Source organism: Clostridium tagluense (assembly GCF_003865095.1).
Classification (GTDB): Bacteria; Bacillota; Clostridia; order Clostridiales; family Clostridiaceae; genus Clostridium_AD; species Clostridium_AD tagluense.
This window is the reverse complement of the sequence record NZ_BHYK01000007.1, coordinates 1-18,574: the sequence shown is the minus strand read 5'-3', so window position 1 is coordinate 18,574 and position 18,574 is coordinate 1. Positions and strand designations below refer to the sequence as shown.

Annotated in this window: 15 protein-coding genes; 6 read left to right on the top strand and 9 right to left on the bottom strand. The window is 29.8% G+C overall.

The genetic code is table 11. The features are described from left to right. Window positions 1–57: 57 nt before the first annotated feature. A complete protein-coding gene (locus Ctaglu_RS07745) occupies window positions 58–663 on the bottom strand; it encodes a 50S ribosomal protein L25 (protein ID WP_124999733.1) in 606 nt (201 codons plus the stop codon). A 328-nt stretch (window positions 664–991) separates the two neighbouring features. Here Ctaglu_RS07745 and Ctaglu_RS07740 point away from each other — a divergent pair, with 328 nt between their 5' ends. Then, a complete protein-coding gene (locus tag Ctaglu_RS07740; RefSeq protein ID WP_124999731.1) occupies window positions 992–2,095 on the top strand; it encodes an AI-2E family transporter in 1,104 nt (367 codons plus the stop codon). Between the two features lie 53 nt (window positions 2,096–2,148). Here Ctaglu_RS07740 and Ctaglu_RS07735 read toward each other — a convergent pair whose 3' ends face one another. Both Ctaglu_RS07735 and Ctaglu_RS07730 read right to left on the bottom strand, forming a co-directional pair. Then, window positions 2,149–2,436, bottom strand: a complete 288-nt coding sequence (locus tag Ctaglu_RS07735; RefSeq protein ID WP_124999728.1) for a hypothetical protein — start codon at window positions 2,434–2,436, stop codon at window positions 2,149–2,151. A 209-nt stretch (window positions 2,437–2,645) separates the two neighbouring features. Continuing rightward, entirely contained in the window at window positions 2,646–4,037 is a 1,392-nt protein-coding gene (locus Ctaglu_RS07730; RefSeq protein ID WP_124999726.1) for an amino acid permease, read from the bottom strand. A 602-nt stretch (window positions 4,038–4,639) separates the two neighbouring features. Here Ctaglu_RS07730 and Ctaglu_RS25055 point away from each other — a divergent pair. Continuing rightward, window positions 4,640–4,783 carry a hypothetical protein gene (locus Ctaglu_RS25055; protein WP_164948749.1) on the top strand — a complete coding sequence of 48 codons (144 nt, stop codon included), beginning with the start codon at window positions 4,640–4,642 and terminating at the stop codon, window positions 4,781–4,783. Window positions 4,784–4,888: 105 nt separating this feature from the next. Here Ctaglu_RS25055 and Ctaglu_RS07725 read toward each other — a convergent pair whose 3' ends face one another. From Ctaglu_RS07725 to Ctaglu_RS07715, 3 genes are all read right to left on the bottom strand, one after another. Beyond that, on the bottom strand, window positions 4,889–5,437 hold the full coding sequence (locus tag Ctaglu_RS07725) for a GNAT family N-acetyltransferase (RefSeq protein ID WP_124999724.1): 549 nt from the start codon (window positions 5,435–5,437) through the stop codon (window positions 4,889–4,891). Window positions 5,438–5,681: 244 nt separating this feature from the next. Next, the gene (locus Ctaglu_RS07720; RefSeq protein WP_124999722.1) at window positions 5,682–6,605 is read right to left on the bottom strand and encodes a DUF2156 domain-containing protein; all 924 of its coding nucleotides are present in this window, start codon (window positions 6,603–6,605) and stop codon (window positions 5,682–5,684) included. 427 nt (window positions 6,606–7,032) lie between these two features. Next, entirely contained in the window at window positions 7,033–10,428 is a 3,396-nt protein-coding gene (locus Ctaglu_RS07715; protein ID WP_124999720.1) for an ATP-binding protein, read from the bottom strand. A gap of 287 nt (window positions 10,429–10,715) precedes the next feature. Between Ctaglu_RS07715 and Ctaglu_RS07710 the strand changes: the two genes are divergently transcribed. The 3 genes from Ctaglu_RS07710 (at window position 10,716) to Ctaglu_RS07700 (ending at window position 14,462) form a co-directional block, all read left to right on the top strand. Next, the gene (locus tag Ctaglu_RS07710; protein ID WP_124999718.1) at window positions 10,716–12,101 is read left to right on the top strand and encodes a sulfurtransferase; all 1,386 of its coding nucleotides are present in this window, start codon (window positions 10,716–10,718) and stop codon (window positions 12,099–12,101) included. A gap of 682 nt (window positions 12,102–12,783) precedes the next feature. Beyond that, complete coding sequence (locus Ctaglu_RS07705; protein WP_124999716.1) at window positions 12,784–14,040, top strand: hemolysin family protein; 1,257 nt, start codon at window positions 12,784–12,786, stop codon at window positions 14,038–14,040. A gap of 230 nt (window positions 14,041–14,270) precedes the next feature. Continuing rightward, window positions 14,271–14,462, top strand: a complete 192-nt coding sequence (locus Ctaglu_RS07700) for a hypothetical protein (protein ID WP_124999714.1) — start codon at window positions 14,271–14,273, stop codon at window positions 14,460–14,462. 109 nt (window positions 14,463–14,571) lie between these two features. Here Ctaglu_RS07700 and Ctaglu_RS07695 read toward each other — a convergent pair whose 3' ends face one another. Together Ctaglu_RS07695 and Ctaglu_RS07690 are read right to left on the bottom strand one after the other, a co-directional pair. Beyond that, window positions 14,572–15,678 carry a DEAD/DEAH box helicase gene (locus Ctaglu_RS07695; protein WP_124999712.1) on the bottom strand — a complete coding sequence of 369 codons (1,107 nt, stop codon included), beginning with the start codon at window positions 15,676–15,678 and terminating at the stop codon, window positions 14,572–14,574. A 134-nt stretch (window positions 15,679–15,812) separates the two neighbouring features. Next, on the bottom strand, window positions 15,813–16,385 hold the full coding sequence (locus tag Ctaglu_RS07690; RefSeq protein WP_124999710.1) for a hypothetical protein: 573 nt from the start codon (window positions 16,383–16,385) through the stop codon (window positions 15,813–15,815). Window positions 16,386–16,732: 347 nt separating this feature from the next. On the opposite strand from Ctaglu_RS07690, the gene namA reads away from it, so the two are divergent. Further along, entirely contained in the window at window positions 16,733–17,776 is a 1,044-nt protein-coding gene (namA, locus tag Ctaglu_RS07685) for an NADPH dehydrogenase NamA (protein ID WP_124999708.1), read from the top strand. A gap of 118 nt (window positions 17,777–17,894) precedes the next feature. On the opposite strand, the gene Ctaglu_RS07680 is transcribed toward namA, so the two are convergent. Continuing rightward, a complete protein-coding gene (locus Ctaglu_RS07680) occupies window positions 17,895–18,299 on the bottom strand; it encodes an NUDIX hydrolase (RefSeq protein WP_124999706.1) in 405 nt (134 codons plus the stop codon). Window positions 18,300–18,574 lie beyond the last annotated feature (275 nt).

The following is an 18,574-nucleotide window of genomic DNA, read 5'->3' as shown; positions in this document are numbered from 1 at the left end:
AAAACTCAGTTCTCATCAACATTCTTATATGCCCTATACTATATAATTCTTATTTTCTTAAGCTTCAACTACAGGTTCAGCAGCAACTACTGGTTCATCAGTAGTTTCTTCTTCAACTTGTTCTTTTCTTGCTACTATAGCTGCGTAAATTTGATCTTCTTCATCAGTAACTTTTATTTTCGCATCTAAATCAAAGTCTTTTATTGTAATTGTATCTCCAAGTTTTTTACCTGATACATCAACGCTTACTCCATCTGGCATTAAAGCCATGTTTCCAAAAACATCTATTTCAGATTTATGAATGTTTAACTCAAGTAAATTGTCTATAAGATTAGCTTCTCCCTTGAAAGATAAAGGTAATTGTAATTTTATTTCATGATCTAGAGAAACAACTTGAATATCTACATGGTTAATTATTGCTGTTACAGGATGTCTTTGGATTTCTTTTATAAATCCAAATTTCTTATCCTCTCCGTATTTAACCCATACTTTCGCATTAGAACCATGTTTTCCAAGAATCTTTTTTAATGGCATTAATTCAATTTTTACAGATATTGCTTCTTCGATGTTATCACCATAAATTACACCTGCAATAAAACCGTCTTCTTTAAATTTCTTATTTCCTGGAATTCTTTCAAATGCATCTAAAATAACTTTTTCCATAATAATAATACACTCCTCTTGGCTTATAAAGCCATTCTTTGGCTTATATAGCCTTTTGCTTATTCTTTTGCATACATATGTTACCGATAATAATTTTTATATTATATTATTTTATTTTTATAATCAAATAAAAAAAACCAGCGTCATTACTCAAAAGGTAACATTAGTAATTAAAACATATTTACATTATAGCACATAATAGCAAAGAGAAGTTATTCATTATTTTATCATCTTGGTAAAAACTTTTGATTTTTGCTAATAAAACTCTTCAATTATTTTTTACAAACTGCTATACTTATATTTATAGATATTGATTGGAGGAATTATATTGATTCGGTATAAAAAAATACCCTACATACAGCTTATCCCTATTATTATAATCACTTTTCTTCTTTTTAGAATAATAAATAACATTGAAAATATAGGTTCAATGTTTCAAAAAATAAATTCACTACTTAGTTATTTTATTTGGGGTTTTGTTATAGCTTATTTACTTAATCCACTTATGGTATATATTGAAAAAGAAACTAAAATAAAAAGATTTTATAGCATAAGTATAATTTATACAATATTTATAGGTATAATGTTATTAACAATATTATTGCTTGCTCCTAATGTTATTAAAAGTGTTGTTGATCTATTTAATAATATTCCTCAATTAGCAGATAAGTCAATTAAAGGGTCTACTGATTTTATAGTTGAAAATAAACTATTAAACAAGCTTAATCTTACATCTTACTTGAAAAATTACCTTACTACTTTTAATAAAGATATATCAGCATATTTCACCCCAGGTTTACAGCTTCTAATTGATAACTTAAAAGGTTTAAGTTCTTTCTTTATGAAGTTAATGTCTGGCATAGTAATTTCAGTTTATTATTTAATTGATAAAGAATCCATTATTTTTAATATTAAAAAATTCATTTATTCTTTTTTAAATGAATCCCATGCTCTTAAAGTAGTTCATTTCGGGAAAATAGCTAATACTATTTTCAAAAAATACTTTGTTGGAAAAATAATTGACTCTATTATTTTTGGTGCTATTACTTTTGTAGGATTTATGATATTAAAAATACCTTATGCGTTGCCTTTTAGTTTAGTAATAGCAGTAACAAATATGATTCCTTATTTTGGAAATATCATAGGAATGATACCTGCTGTTACAATAACACTATTCTTTAGTCCAATAAAATCTTTAGAGCTAGTATTATTTGTTGTAACTTTAAGTAATATCGATGGATGGTTTATATCTCCAAAAATTATTGGAGATAAGGTAGGTCTTAGTCCACTACTTATAATACTAGGGATTGTTCTCGGAGGAGGGCTTTTCGGAATTACAGGAATGCTACTTGGCGTCCCCACTATAGCTTTAATAAATATCTTATTGGGAGATTTTATGAATAAAAGAACTGAGAACAAGCAAATTTTATAACTATGTATTCCATAAAAAAAAGTACGAATAAAAATATTTCGTACTTTTTTTGCTTACTCTTCTATATAAGTAATATTACCATCAAAAATATATGTCAAAGAAGTTTTTGTACCTTCTAGTACATACATCATTTTTTCAATAACAACTTGCTCTTCTTTATTGGTGGTTATTGAAAGTTTATCCTCTTCATTAACCTCAGACTTTAAACCAAATTCATATATAAAATCATTTATGAGTCTTATCCACTCCGCTGTGTCATTAGACCCTAATTTTTGATTTTTTGCGAAATTTTTTAGTGTTTTGTCTAATTGTTTTTTTGAATACATCAATATATTTCCCATTGTTTTGCCTCCTAATTCTAGCCTTATTAAAGTATACCACAAAATTTGAACTCATATCAAAGTTTATAGTTACTAGTAAAGAGGGATTATAATGTATTCACCATAAAATACTAATAATTATATATATTATAAAACAACCTTGCAACTTCATCAATTACAATTGGCGGTCCCATTTAACCACTATTTATAACTGAGCACTTGTCGATCAGCTAGCCTAGCATTTTCTTTCTTAGTTCATCAACATTTTTGTCTTTTTTATTATTTTGGAGCATCATATATAAATAGACTGGAATACCTACTAACATAAGTATAAACCCATACATTACAACCTGTGCACCTGTTCCGTAAATTGCATATATAGAATATGCAAAAGCCAGCAATGCTACAAATGAATTCTTTAAGAAATTAAAAACATTAAAATCTGGTGAATGTTTCTTTAAAAGCACTATATCTGCTGCTGCACAAAAAGAATAAGCAGGCAAGAATGCCAAGGTAGCAAGTAATATCATAAAATTAAATGCTGCATTTAATGAACCCACATAATTTAATATAAGAAGTATATTAGCTGCAACACCACTTATTACGAGTGAAGCAACAGGAGTCTTATATTTGGGATGTATTTCTCCAAATACTTTCGGAAATAATTTATCCTGAGAAGCACCATATGCACTTCTAGCAGTGGTTAATATCCATCCTGAAGTAGCTCCGAGTGTTGATATTATAGCACCTATTGCTATAAAGTTTCCACCCCAAGTTCCCCCAGTTGCTGCGTTAATTATATCCGCAAGTGGCGCTTTTGATTTAGCTAATGTAGCCTGATCTAGAACACCCATAGCAACTATTGAAACAATTATATATACCGCTGCTGCAATTAAAGTACCATATATTGTACTTTTTCTAATATTTTTTTCTGGATCTTTAATCTCACCTGCAGGAACCGTTGCACTTTCAATTCCTACGAAAGCCCACAGCGCAATTGCAATTGCCGCTGGTAAGGTACCCATTCCTGAAACCTCAGCGCTTGATACTGTACTAAGCATTGCAGGGTTAAAATTCATACCTGCAATGACTACGAATACTACTAAAGCACTCAGTTTTAGTACCGTTGTTATAATACTAACCCTACCTGCTCCTTTTACACCAAGAATATTTACAATGGTGAAAAACCACAACACAGCTGAAGTAATTAGAAATGCCATTATTGGAGTGGTTGCACCAGGAACAAAGTATGTAAAATAAAGCATAAATGCAGTTATAATTGCAGCATTTCCAACCCAAGCACCTATCCAATAGGTCCATGCAATTAAGAACCCCGCAAAATCACCAAATGCAGCTCTAGTATATACAATGGGCCCCCCCGTTCTTGGCATAGCTGTTCCTAAACTTGCAAAACTTAACGCAATTAGAAGTGATCCAATAGCTGTAATTATCCATGCAATCATAGCGGTTTTAGGATTTGTTGCAACGGCCAAAGATGCAGCAGAGGTAAAAATTCCTGAACCTATACAGTTACCTACAACAATAGCAGTTGCGGCGGCAAGACCAAGTTCCCTTTTTAACGTCACGTTTCCTGAATCGTTAATGTCATCGACTTTACTCATAATATGCCCTCCTTATTATTGTGCATAAAACATTTTAATATAACACTGCAAATAAATTATTATCCATAAAACTTGCAAACCATAAACATTGATACCATTATAAATTAAGCAATTATAAATATGTATATACATTTATATATATTTATATATTAATATAGCATATTTTTATAATAAAAACGAGTTAATTATTTCAATTTTCTAAATATTTTATAAATATTCTATTATCATTTTTATTATGCATTTGTGTAAAAATTCAAATAATTTGCATTGCTGCACCATTAACGACTTCAGGCGGAGATTTAGACTCCCACTGAAATCTTCTATTTGTTATAGCATGTAACTCCCGCTTATAGAAGTGGGAGACTTTCCTTCTGAAGTGTCGTTAAATAAACTCATGATAGAAATAGGAATACCTGATCTAATCTCGATTTTAGAAGAGTACCTAATCAAGATGTATTTTTTAGTAGATACTCCCTAAGTTTAAAAATAGGTTTTATTAAAAATAAAAAAGGAATTAATACAAGTATAGTTTAATTTTAAGCATAAATAATTTGTTTTATGGTCACCATACTAAAGAATATTTATTAAAGGAGATGTGTTTTATGAGCCAAAACAAAAATATTAAAGAGAAAAACCAAAACACTATTGCTAACAGCGAAGATAGTAAAAATGCCAAAAACGGATATATGAGTAACGGAAATGCTAGCAAAACAGCTGCACAGCAAGGAACTAAAAACAAATACTAGGGAATATTAAATTATTAAAAGTCAATAAACAAAAAAACACAGTAGATTTTATACTTGCTCTACTGTGTTTTTTGTTTATAAAAATCCACCTGACTTAATATTTTTTTAGATTATTAAAGCTTCCCACTCCGACCTCAATATTCCATATAAATACATATCATGCCTTCTGCCATCTCTATGAATAAATTCCCTATAGACCCCTTCTCTTTTAAATCCTAATTTTTCATATAGCTTTATAGCAGGTTCATTGTACTCAAGCACAGTAAGCTGTATTTTATGAAAATTTAGTTCCTCAAATCCAAACTCCATAGTTAATTTAAGGGCTTCCATTCCATAACCTTTACCCCTATGTTTTTCTCCGCCTATTCCTATATATATTAAAGCGGTTCCATTATTCCAAGATATATCTTCAAATCCTGTAACTCCAATAAATTCTTCTTGATGAAGATTTTTAATAGCAAAAATATAAGCTGTATTGGATTTTTGTGCTTCACTAACTAATTCTTTTACTTCTTCTATGGTTTTAGGAATTGCACTTACTATATCATAATGACGCATAAAGGACGCATCATTATACCACTTTTGAAACTTTAAAACATCTTCCTCATCTATAGACGTAAGTTTTACTTTTTCACCTATCAAAAGATTTTTCATTTTATTATTACCCTCCCTCTAGCTTTAATTCCATATCTTGTAACCTTGAGTGCTGAAATATGGTTAAATCATCATCTGCGATGCTGCAATATTAACGACTTCAGAAGGAGATTTAGACTTCGACTGAAGTTTTCTATTTGTTATAGCTTGTAACTCCCACTTATAGAAATGGGAGACTTTCCTTCTGAAATGTCATTAACTTTATCCTCAAAAAAATAGACTAGCTATATGCTAGTCTATTTTTTTAAACATCACTTACTAAACATTTAGAAAAACTAAAAATATATTTTTTCTCTAGTTTGAAGGGGTGATAAGATAGTTTGGATTTTCGTAGACCTGCAATTCCTAAGTCTTGTTCCCTATTAATTATCTTAACATCACTAAAACATCTATCAACAAAAGTTTTGTTAATAAAGCTGTAGACGCCACTATAATCCATATCTGCCTTTTCTATATGAATTACTGCCAAATTATCATTTAGTTTTTCTCCTAAACTAAAAGCAACTATTTTTTCATCTACGTAAACTGCAATTCCTTTAATGTTTACAATTTCAATATTTTTAAGAAGATCTTTTATTCCCTGTAATTCGTAATAAAGCATATCATCATCTTCTTCATTAATAGCATACCATTTTTCTGCAGCCACTATTACATCACTTATAACTTGTTCCCCTTTAATGTCTTTAACTTCATATTTATAACTCTTTATAAAAGAATTGTAGTGATTCTTTTTACCATGGAGCTTCTTGCCTGAAAGCTTTATAAGTTTTTCAGCTTCATATAAATAGTCAAAGTTATCTCTATCTTCTTTTATGCAAATATCCCTAACATCATCATATATGTTACTTATCTCTTCCATAAATCCTTCATCAAGATCTTTAAATAAGTAGTGCATATTATTTTCTGTCTTATAATCCATTAGTGCATCTATTATCTCTTTAAGATTTTCGTTGCTATAGCCCAAAGGCTGCATAAAATAGTATCTTCCTTCAAAATCCTTTTTCTTTATTATTAGAGCCCCTTTATGAATAGTAAAACAAATATCACAAGCCTCTCTCCATATATATAAAGTTGTAAAAGAATATTCACAACTTAGAAATTTATATGGATATATAAATTTCTCTAAAGTACCTTTATCTTCTATTGTAAGTCTTTTAAAAATCATCATATCAACCTTTCCCCTTAGGATATACCATAAATATCATTATATTTTAATCTTATTTATAATTTTATACTGTTTGTTCATTTTTTGCAAGTAGATACTTATATGAACCATAGTTACTAAATGTATACTTACAATGATATCATAGTAGAATTCTTTTCTATAGTTATATTAACCACATTTTTAAATAAAAATGCTACATAATAATATAATATGATATAGTATAACAATATGATATCATACTGTTATATGAAAAACATGTGGTTTTTTACTTGAATTGTTTTAACTTGTTAAGATCTGGTGGCCTGGCCCTAGAAAAAACGAAAAATAATATTAGTAACTTATCCTTACAATAATAATTAACCCCGTTGAAAATTTCAAATAATTTTCAGCGGGGTTATAAACTTATATTATGATTTTATATATAATAAATTTATTTATAAATATCAGAGAACTCTATGTTTAAATTTTCTTTATGGTTTGTTTCAAATACCTTTTTATTTTTAAGATTATCTTCTTCTTGATTCATATCAATTGTTCTAACTGGTAGCATTATTATAAATTCGCTTCCTAATCCCTCAATACTCTTTGCATGGATTTCCCCATGGTGCATTTCCACAAGAGACTTTACTAAGGCTAGTCCTATTCCGCTACCTTCATTCTGTCTTGATGTAGACTTATCAATTTGAGCAAAACGTTCAAAAATAAATTCTAACTTATCTTTTGGGATTCCAATTCCTGTATCCTTTATAGATATTTCAATAAAATCACCTTTATCATATATATTAACTAGAATACTTCCATTTTCCTCTGTAAATTTAACTGCATTAGATAGTAAATTCAACATAATTCTTTCTATTTTTTCTTCATCAAATGCAATGGTCTTTTCTTCTACATCAGTATCAAATATAAGGGTTATTCCATTGTTTTTTATATACTCAGCTACAGACTGTGATATTTCCTCTACAACATAGACTATGTCTCCATTTTTTAATTGAAGGCTTATGTAATCTGCCTCTATTTTAGTTGTATCTATTATATTATTTATAAGTCTAAGTAACCTTAGGGAGTTTTGATTCATGATATTGATATAATACTTTATCTTTTCATCCCCTAGTTTTTTTGATCCATCAAGTGATCTTATTAATTGTATTGTGCTACAAATTACATTTAGAGGCGTTCTAAGTTCATGTGACAAATTAGCAAAAAATTCCGTTTTGACCTTATCATATGCCATAAGTTCTTCAACCCGTTTACTAGTTTTTGCACTTTGAATACTAAGCTGCTTAACTTGTTTATTAGCTATTCCAAGCTCATGTACTAAGGCTAATTCTTGCCTTACAGAATGCTTTAAAGTTATCAAAGTGTTTATTCTACACATTAGCTCATTCATATTAAAGGGTTTCCTTAAATAATCATTTGCACCACATTCAAAAGATATAACTAAATGCTCTAAGCTACTATCTGCAGTCATAATTAGCACTGGCAATTCAAAAATGGAATGTTTTTCCCTAATAATCTGACATACTTTATAACCTAAAATATCTGGCATCATCATATCAAGAATTACCAAATCCAAATCTGCATCTTCTCCTACTATCCTCAATGCTTCTATGCCGGAAGAAGCTTCTAAAACTTCAAATGTGTCCTTTGATAAATAATTTTTTAACACCTTTCGATTGACATACTCATCATCGACTACTAAAATTCTATATTTATCACTGCTTGTTAATTTTATATTTTCATTAATAATTTTTCTCTCATGCTCCAAGGATATACTTACTAAATTGGGTTTTAACTCTAAGTGCTTTGAATATTCAGCTACTATTTCTAAATTATTTTTATTTTGGTGACTTTCCTTTGTATTAGCCCTTAGGTCTTCTTCCGTACATAATGGAATAGTAAATATAAATTTACTTCCTTTTCCTATAGTTGAGGAAACTGATATAGTACCACCTTGTATTTGAATAAGTTGCTTAGTTACATAAAGTCCTACTCCAGTACCACCATATTTTTCTGAAATTCCATCCACCTGCTCATACCTATTAAAAATCTTATGAAGCTTCTGCTCTGGAATTCCTATTCCTGTGTCTGTTATACAAATCTCAATAAAAGAATTCACTTTAGCATAAGACAATGTTATCTTTCCTGCATGTGTAAATTTTATAGCATTGCCCAGTAAATTATATAGAATTTGCTGTATTCTATCTTCATCCCCAAATACATAAGGTGCATCTTTGTCAATCATATTGGAAAAAATAACATTTTTATTATTTAGAGCCATTCGACTAAATTTTATTACCATCTCCACCACATTACTTATGTTAACTGGTTTCCTATGTAATACAATTTCATTATTTTTAAGGTTAGAAAATGTCATCATATCATTGACCAAGTTAGATAATCTTTTAGCACTAGAGTTTACCAAAAATAAATCCTCTCTAAGCTCACCATCTAAATTGCCTCCTTTATTAGTAACTATTCCTTCTGTTAACCCAATAATTCCATTCAATGGAGTTTTTAGTTCATGAGAAGTTACTGCAAGAAAATCATCTTTTAGATCGTTTAAAGATTTAAGTTTAGCACTAATATTCTCAACACTTGAAAGCTCATTAGCTTGGCGCTTTGCTAAAACATAGTAATTTACTATAATGAATATTAATATGCCAAGGGACGCAAATGAATCAGTAAATATAATACTGTATTCATACAATATATCATTAATCCTTGTAATAAAAAGTGCAAATAAGCCTACCACAACTATATAGTCAGTTTGTCCCCGCTCTATGTATATTTTAGAGATTTTGCACATCATATAAAATATAGACAGCAGTGCAAATGTTTCAAAAGGCGCTATATAGTATAAGTAATATTTAACGGGAAGTAAGATTACAATTAATGTATAAATCAAAGCTATATAATTAGATGTTTTAACTAATTTAGGTGACATTATTTTTTCGTATGATTTATCTATACACAAAATAATAAAAGGAATATATGAGTAAAAGGTCCATATCTTTATCTTTGTAGAAAAGATATAATTAAAATTGGGTAATAGTGAAATTAAGAATCCTTCCCCAATAAATAACGTTCTAATGGCAATTATTACGCAAATCATTGCAAAATATAATTGAGCCTTGTCTTTTCTTCTATTAATAAAAACTCCAAAACTATATATAGCAGCCATTATGCAACAGCCAAAAAGAAATAGACTTAAGGCTATCTTTTTCTCTCTCATAGCTGTAATTTCTTCTGATTTGCCCAATACTAATGTATCTATATATCCATATACATTATAAAAATTACTAACCCTAAGGACTAAATATGTTTCTCCTTTTTCTACATAAAAGGAGCCTATAGCTGGAGCTAATTGTGGAACCATTTCATTTTTAGCTTTCCCCACCTGTCCAACAGAGGTTATTAATTTATTGCCCGCCCAAAGTTCATATGCATTTTGTATAAAATCTATCTTTATTGAATAAAGCTCATCTTTATTATTCATAAGTAGCTTTAACCTATACGTACAATATCCCTGATTACCGAAAATGCCTGGTAAATGTTCGTAACTAGGATTTTTTTTAGCATCTCTTTGAAAATCCTTAGGCAAAAGTAATTGATTATCATAAAACTCCCATCCTCCATTAAGTTTTATCATACCATCCTCTTTAAAATCCCAATTTCTCAGGTCTAGTACCCCATTCACTGCCAAGGGAACATTCTTTTCTGTATGACTAATTTCACTACTTCCTTTAATCATTGTAATAATAATAATTAAAGTTATTGCTAGTAAAATAAATAACTTAATTTTATGCGACTTAGTTTTCGGCATGAATTAGCTCCTTTTTAATTGTACTTTATAGTAAGGTTTACAACTATATATTCACATATATAATAACATATAAAGTTACATTTCATATACTGTATATACTATAAATTCCCTTCATTTGATAAATATCAACAAAAAAAACATGCTTAATTGCATTAATTTTGGTTTTTTAGAGAATAACATATCACAACTATAGAAAATCCAAATAGTTAACATGTTACTTATTAGAAAAACGAATTAGTATATTTTGTCGTAATATGGTAGAATTTTTCTGCTTAGGAGGGATTATTATGAAAAAATTTACAAAACTTACGTTAGCTACTCTTATTACTGTAACTACTGCAATGTCTTTTATTGGGTGTTCAAATAATAAAGAGGTAAAAAAAGACACGACAACTAATAGTGCATCAGGGATTAAATCTATAAGCACTAAAGATTTAAAAGACAAACTAGGAAACAAGGACTGGGTAATAGTAGATACAAGATCAAATGACGCCTTTAATGGTTGGAAACTAGATGCTGTGGTACGTGGTGGACACATAAAAGGTGCTACGGATTTTTCTGCTAATTGGTTAAAGGTAGAAGATAAGGAAAAGGATAAAATTTTAGAAAAAGCTTTAAAAACAAAGAATATTTTAGGAGATAAGAATGTTGTACTTTGCGATGCAAACGGAAAAGATACACAGGCCGTTGCAGCATACTTAAAACAAAAAGGAATAATAAATATTTATACATATGATGTTAAACAATGGGCTGCTGATAATAGTCTTCCAATGGAAAGCTATGCAAACTATCAAATGTTAGTTCCACCTTCATTTGTAAATGACTTAGTTAATGGTAAAAAACCAGAAACTTATACTAATGATAAATATAAAATTTTCGAAGTTGCTTGGGGCGAAGCATCTAAAGATAAGGATTACGTAAAAGGACATATAAAAGGTGCCGTGCACATAAATACAGACGAAATAGAATCAGCTCCACTTTGGAGTATTAACTCTGATGCTGCTCTTCAAACATTTGCAGAAAAAAATGGATTAACTCCAGACACAACAATTGTTCTATACGGACCTGACCCAATGGCATCTTTTAGAATTGCTGCAATAGCAAAGTATATCGGTGTTAAAGATGTTCGAGTTTTAAATGGTGGAACCGCTGCCTTTAGAAATGCTGGTTATGAAACAGAAACAATTTCGAATGCAAAAAAACCGGTAAGTTCTTTTGGCGCTAGTGTACCAGTAAATAAGGGATATATAATAGATATAAACAGTGCAAAAGAAATATTAGCGGATAAAGCTAGTAGTAAGCTTGTAGATATAAGAAGCTGGGATGAATATACTGGCAAGATATCTGGTTATAGTGATTTGAAATTCATGGGAAGACCAGCTGGATCTACTTGGGGTCATGCTGGTAGCGATGCAAATCATCTGCAAGATTATAGAAACATAGATAACACTATGCGTAATAAAGACGAAATACTAGCTATGTGGAAAGAGCAAGGAATTACTCCAGACCAAAGACTCTCCTTCTTCTGTGGTTCTGGTTGGAGAGCTGCTGAAGTTCTAACCTATGCTGATGTAATGGGACTAAAAAACATTTCATTATACAGTAATGGATGGTATGAATGGAGCTCGAGCCCTAAAAACCCTATAGAAAAAGGTGAGCCAAAAACTAAATAATAAATATAACACAAAAGGGCATATTTAAAATATTGCCCTTTTGTGTTATGATTTAATAGCAAACATAATGTAATGAGAAAGGTGCAATATATGAAATTTTCTACAAACACAATACTTAATCGAATAATTACTCTATTACAATTACTTATATTAGTTCCACCTTTGATGCTACAATACTTGTCGGATAGAAAAATGGGAGTCATGAGATATTTAGTTTTTAAAAAAGATGTGTTCTCAAAAGAAATTTTCACTTCTAGTTTCACATTTGTTTATCGAAGTTTATTACTTTCAGGAATAATTTTTTGTATTATTTTTTTAATATATTGTTATACTAAAAAAACAAAAAATTCACTTATAAGACCTATAAGTACTCTTCTTCTATGGAATTTACTCTGTCTATTTTATGTATTTTTTTATAAATCTCAGCTACTTCTAACTTATCACTTTTTTTTAATAGCTTTCTTTATAATTATAACTTTGCAGTGTGTAAAATTAATTTTCATGTCACCATATAATAAATCGGCAAAAAAAACACTTTTCTAATTTGTACTGGGCTTTAAATAAATGTACATGAATACAATATAATACAATATTTAAAAATATTAATGATAAATTTATTTGAATATCCATCATTTTATGATATAATTTTTTTAGGTTATATCTTAAGGAGTGTGAACATATTATGGACCCCGATGGTACGTGGCAAATTTTATCTTTAGTGATTTTATTAGGATTTTCAGCCTTTTTCTCTTCCTCTGAAACTGCACTTATGACTTTAAGCAAAATCAGATTAAGGCACATGGTAGAATCAGAAATTAAAGGTGCTGCACTAATAAATAAACTACTTAAAAATCCAAGTAAACTCTTAGGCGGTATTTTGGTAGGAAATACAGTGGCCAATATCGGTGCTTCTGCACTAGCAACTTCCTTGGCCATTAAATATTTAGGACCCTCTTTAGGAGATTCTGCAGTAGGTATTGCAACCGCTATAATGACAATTTTTGTATTGATTTTTGGTGAAATAACACCGAAGTCATTAGCTGCACAAAATTCCGAAAAAGTTGCTTTAAAAGTTGCTCGTCCAATAAGTCTAATTACCTTCATTTTAAATCCACTTATTACAGTATTAATTTATATTACAAATGCAATTATAAAAATACTAGGTGGAGAAATTGGTAAGCAGAGACCCTTTATTACTGAAGAAGAATTAAAAACTATGGTCAGTGTAAGCCATGAAGAAGGGGTTTTAGAAGGCGAAGAGAAGCAAATGATTTATAATGTATTTGAATTTGGAGATTCACAAGCAAAAGATGTTATGACTCCAAGAACTGATATGATTGTAGCAAATGTAACCTCCACTTATGAAGAACTCATAAGAATCTTTAAACAAGAACAATTTTCTAGGGTTCCTATATACCAAGAAACTATTGATAATATTATTGGAGTTCTATATCTTAAAGATTTAATTTTCTTCGAAAATGAAATAGAAGAATTTACTATAGAGAAACATATGCGTGTACCTTATTTTACATACGAGTTTAAAAGCACTGTGGATTTATTTGCTGATATGCGTTTAAAAAGAGTGCCTATAGCTATTTTATTAGATGAATATGGTGGCACTGCCGGTCTTGTAACAATTGAAGATTTAGTAGAAGAAATTGTTGGAGATATCGACGATGAATATGACGATGATACTGATCAAATTGAAGTTGTCAAAGAAGATGAATTTATCGTTGCTGGTAATACTAGGATAAACATGGTTAATGAAATGATAGGCCTAAATATAGAGTCTGAAGATTTTGATACCATAGGTGGCTTTGTTACTGGAATACACGGACGTCTTCCAAATACAGGTGAGACAATACTTTATAATGATACAAAATTTATTATACAAAACACCAGTAAAAATCGTATAGTAAAACTAAAAATTATAACTTAATATATTCAAAAAGTATGTAGCACATAATATTATTATGTGCTACATACTTTTTGATTAGAAAATATAAAATATTTTCAAAAACAACTAGTCGGTATGCCAGTCTATTTTTTCAGAGGATTAATAAGTATATTAGCATTTTAATTAGTTAAAACTATATGTACCATGAAGCAATTAAAGTTTACTTAGTTACTATCTATTTATAAAAAATAATAATTGAAGGAGGGTTTATAATGAATAAGTTCCAAGGAATGGTGGAAGACGCAATGCGATCAATAGAGGAGTCAAATTCTTTTAAATGTGAAACACGAAGTGATTTAAAAAAAGTAGCAAAAGCACTAGTTGAAACCAAGGGAGATATACCAGATTTTAAAAAATATGATTTAGCTTCTAAACATTGGAAGAGTGCTAAAAAATTTATTTAACCACATTTTTATTGATGAAAGCATAGAAAAATCACTAACTTTTTAAAAGCACTTAAAGTTGGCTATTAAACCAATTTTAAGTGCTTTATCATTTCAATTTAAAAAACTACTATAATATCTTTCTAGGAATTTCACCTTTTATTTTCTTTTCTATAGAATCTAAAATAAATTTATCCTTTGGAGCTGCAAATAAATATGTATATCCTTCTTCTCCAGCTCTTCCAGTTCTTCCTATACGATGTATATAGCCTTCGGCAGTTTCAGGTATATCGTAGTTATAAACATGACTAACTCCATTTATATCAAGACCTCTAGCTGCAACATCCGTAGCAATTAAATATTGTATATCACAATTTTTAAATTCTTTCATTATTTTTTCTCTTTTTGATTGAGTTATATCTGAATGTAGTTTTTTACAATTATAACCTTTTTTATAAAGAGCCATTTCAAGATCATCCACTCTTCTTTTAGTTCTACAAAAAATAATAGCCATAAATGGATTATCTTCATCTAAAACCTTACATAAATCTTCTTGCTTTCTTCTATCTGTGGTTTCTATTAAAAATTGTTTTATATTTTTAAGAGTTGTTTGTTCCTTTTTAATAATTACTTCTTTAGGGTCGTTCATATACTTATATGCCATCTTTTTCACATCTGAACCCATAGTTGCCGAAAAGCATAATGTCTGTCTGTTTTTAGGTGTTTTTTCTATGATATCTTCAATATCATTTTTAAATCCCATAAGGAGCATTTGGTCTGCCTCGTCTAATACTAAGGTCCTCAGCTTATCAAGTTGCACTGTACCTCGCCTTAGATGGTCTATTAATCTTCCTGGTGTTGCAATGACTAAATGAATATTTCCCTTTAGTTTTTTTAATTGCACTCCTATATCCTTACCACCATAAGCAGCCAAGATATTTAAATTTTTACCTTCTGCAAGTTTCTTAGCTTCGCTAGTTATCTGTATTGCAAGTTCTCTTGTAGGTGTAACTATTAATCCTTGAATTGTATTTATATCAGCGGACATATTGTCAAACATCGGAAGTAGAAACGCAAGCGTCTTACCCGTACCCGTTTGAGCCTCCGCTATAACATCACTACCATCCTTTATTAATTGGATACTTTGCTCTTGAACTGGAGTTGGCTCAGTTATTCCTTGAATTTTGAGCATGCTTAGAATATCTTCATTAAGCCCTAATTTTTTAAATTTTATCATTCTTATTTACCTTTCTATTTTAAACATATTTTTGTTATTTTATTATACCATTGGTGCCACCCACGTGGCAAGTGGCACAAAAAAACAGCCAATCCATTTAGATTGACTGTTTTTTTAAAAGTAAGCTGTATAATTTATTTTTTTAATTCTTGAACTCCAGTGACTTTACTTTTATCATCCATTTTAAATGTAGATTTAGCTTCAGCTGTAGTAAAATATACATTTCCTTCTACCGTAGCATCTTTTAACTGAAAGTTGCTTGCTGAAACATAAAGGTCACCCTTAAAAGTTCCATGCTCTATGCTGCCCATAGGACTTTTAAAAGTTAATTTTGGCGCAGTCAAAGTAAATCTAGCAGTTATGACATGCTTTTCATCTTGTGTATATAGAGCTATCTTACGTTGTATAAGTTCTTTACCACTGGCATCTTTTTTGCCGTTTTTAAACTCCCCCTCAACTACAAGCTCCTTATTAATAGCTAAATCCTTTAAAGTTGCAATAATCCATGTACCCTTACTGCTTATTCCATTTTCAAAAGCTGCTTCAGTATTTACTAATGATGCTGTTGTTACTACATCAGTTTTGGTTGTTGCGGGTGCTACTGTTTCTGTTTTTGCTGGTGCTGGTGTTGCTTCTTTTTTAGCACCACATCCTACTAGTAAAGTAGCACCTACAGCTAATGATAATATTATTGCTTTAATTTTCATGTGAATACCTCCATTAATATTATTTTTTTAATATGTCATATTATTCAACGAATTCAGTATATCATATGTGATAAAAATATAACAAGATAAAATATGAATATTATGTAATTATATGTAAGTACAAAATGAACAAAAATATTAAATTCTATTTTAATACTAACTATTTTATTATAAATACATTTTTATGCAATATCATTTATGATACCTTGCATTTATAAATTGCATACTTTACTATCTTTTCAACAATGATATACTTATATGTAATAAGTCAATAGTTAGATGAGACTATAATTTCATATTTTTCAAATAATTTATTATCAGACTATATAAGAAAGAGGCGATTAGCAATGTCAAAATTATTTAGCAATTTTAAAATAAAAGATATGGATTTAAAAAATAGAATAGTCATGGCACCAATGTGCATGGATTCTTGTAATGATGAGGATGGGCTCGCAAACAACTGGCATTTTGTACATTATTCAACTAGGGCTATTGGTGGTGTGGGGCTTATCATTGTGGAATCCACAGGAATTGAGCCTGGTGGACGTATAACTGATAAGGATTTAGGTATATGGTCTGAGGAACATGTTAAAAAATTATCAAATATAGTAAATGAGTGTCATAAATATGGTGCAAAAATAGGTATTCAAATTAATCATGCTGGAAGAAAATCTGAAACTCTTTCCTATCCAATTATAGCTCCAAGCCCTATAGCCTTTAATGAACATTATAGGCTACCTAATGAAATGACAAAAGACGATATTAAAAACACTATAATTTTATTTAAATCTGCTGCTAAAAGATCATTAGCTGCTGGTTTTGATTTATTGGAATTACACGGTGCCCACGGGTACTTGATAGGACAATTTTTATCCCCATTAACCAATAAAAGAAAAGATGAATATGGAGGTTCAAATGAGAATAGGGTACGATTCTTAAGAGAAATTATAGATGCTGTAAAAACTGTTTGGCCTCAAACTAAACCATTACAATTAAGAGTATCTGCAGAAGACTACGCTGAGGGTGGAAACACTGCAAAGGATACAGCAACACTTATAAATCTAATAAAAGATATGGGCATAGATATAGTGAATGTTAGTTCTGGTGGAACAGTACCTGCAAGCATATCTACATATCCAGGATATCAAATTTGTTATTCCGAAATAATTAAAAACCAGTGTAATATTGCAACTATAGCTGGTGGCCTTATAACCTCCCCCTTAATGGCAGAAGAAATCTTAAACAATAAAAGATCTGATCTGGTATATTTAGGTAGAGAACTTTTGAGAAATCCTTATTGGACATTTACTGCCGCTAGTCAATTAGGAGAAAGTATAAAATGGCCTATTCAGTATGAGAGAAGTAATATAGTACGTAAAAATGGATTTTAGACTAAGCTATATTTTAAAAACTACCAAAGTGTGATTATACACTTTGGTAGTTTTCTATGTTAACCTAAAGACTATTGTTTTTATGATTCCATAATTCAAAAAATATTAAATACTATTACTAAAAAGTATTTCCTTCAGAAATGTCGTTAAATAAATCTATTAGTATTTCTTTCTCACCACTAGCAAAATCATACATATCCAATTCTCTTTCAGTAATCCACTTAATTTGATTTATGTCCTTGTGCTTATTTATATAGTGTTTAACCTTGCCAGTATAAACCAATAAAGTATCTCCACTGTCTTTATCTAAAACATATTCTTTAAATGGCGCAAGATCAAATATAGTACAATTTAAATCTTTATCTATTGTTTTAGTAACACATTGTTCCGAAGTTTCCTTGCCTTTTATATCTTTACCAAAAATACTCCATATCTTTTGTAACTTCTTTTTACCCCTAGCTGCAATGAGCACACCATTAAAATCATCACAAATTATTATTGAACATTTAACAATTTTCCCCATGTTAATTCCCCCTTAATATAAACGAGCGTTCACGGAAACTCCTTAGTTCCTGTGATTACTCATTTTTAGTATCATTAATTTTTGTTGATTCCCCCACTTTTTTCGCATAAAACACTTGACAAGTTTGTAGAATTTTGCGGTCCTCCTATTAAAGACATGTTTTAATAGGAGGATTATTTTATGCTTAAAAATTGGAGCTCTCATGCTGATTATCAGCAATTTATTATTTCAAATCTCTCATGTTTCTACAAAGTTTTTCCTAAAAAAATTATACA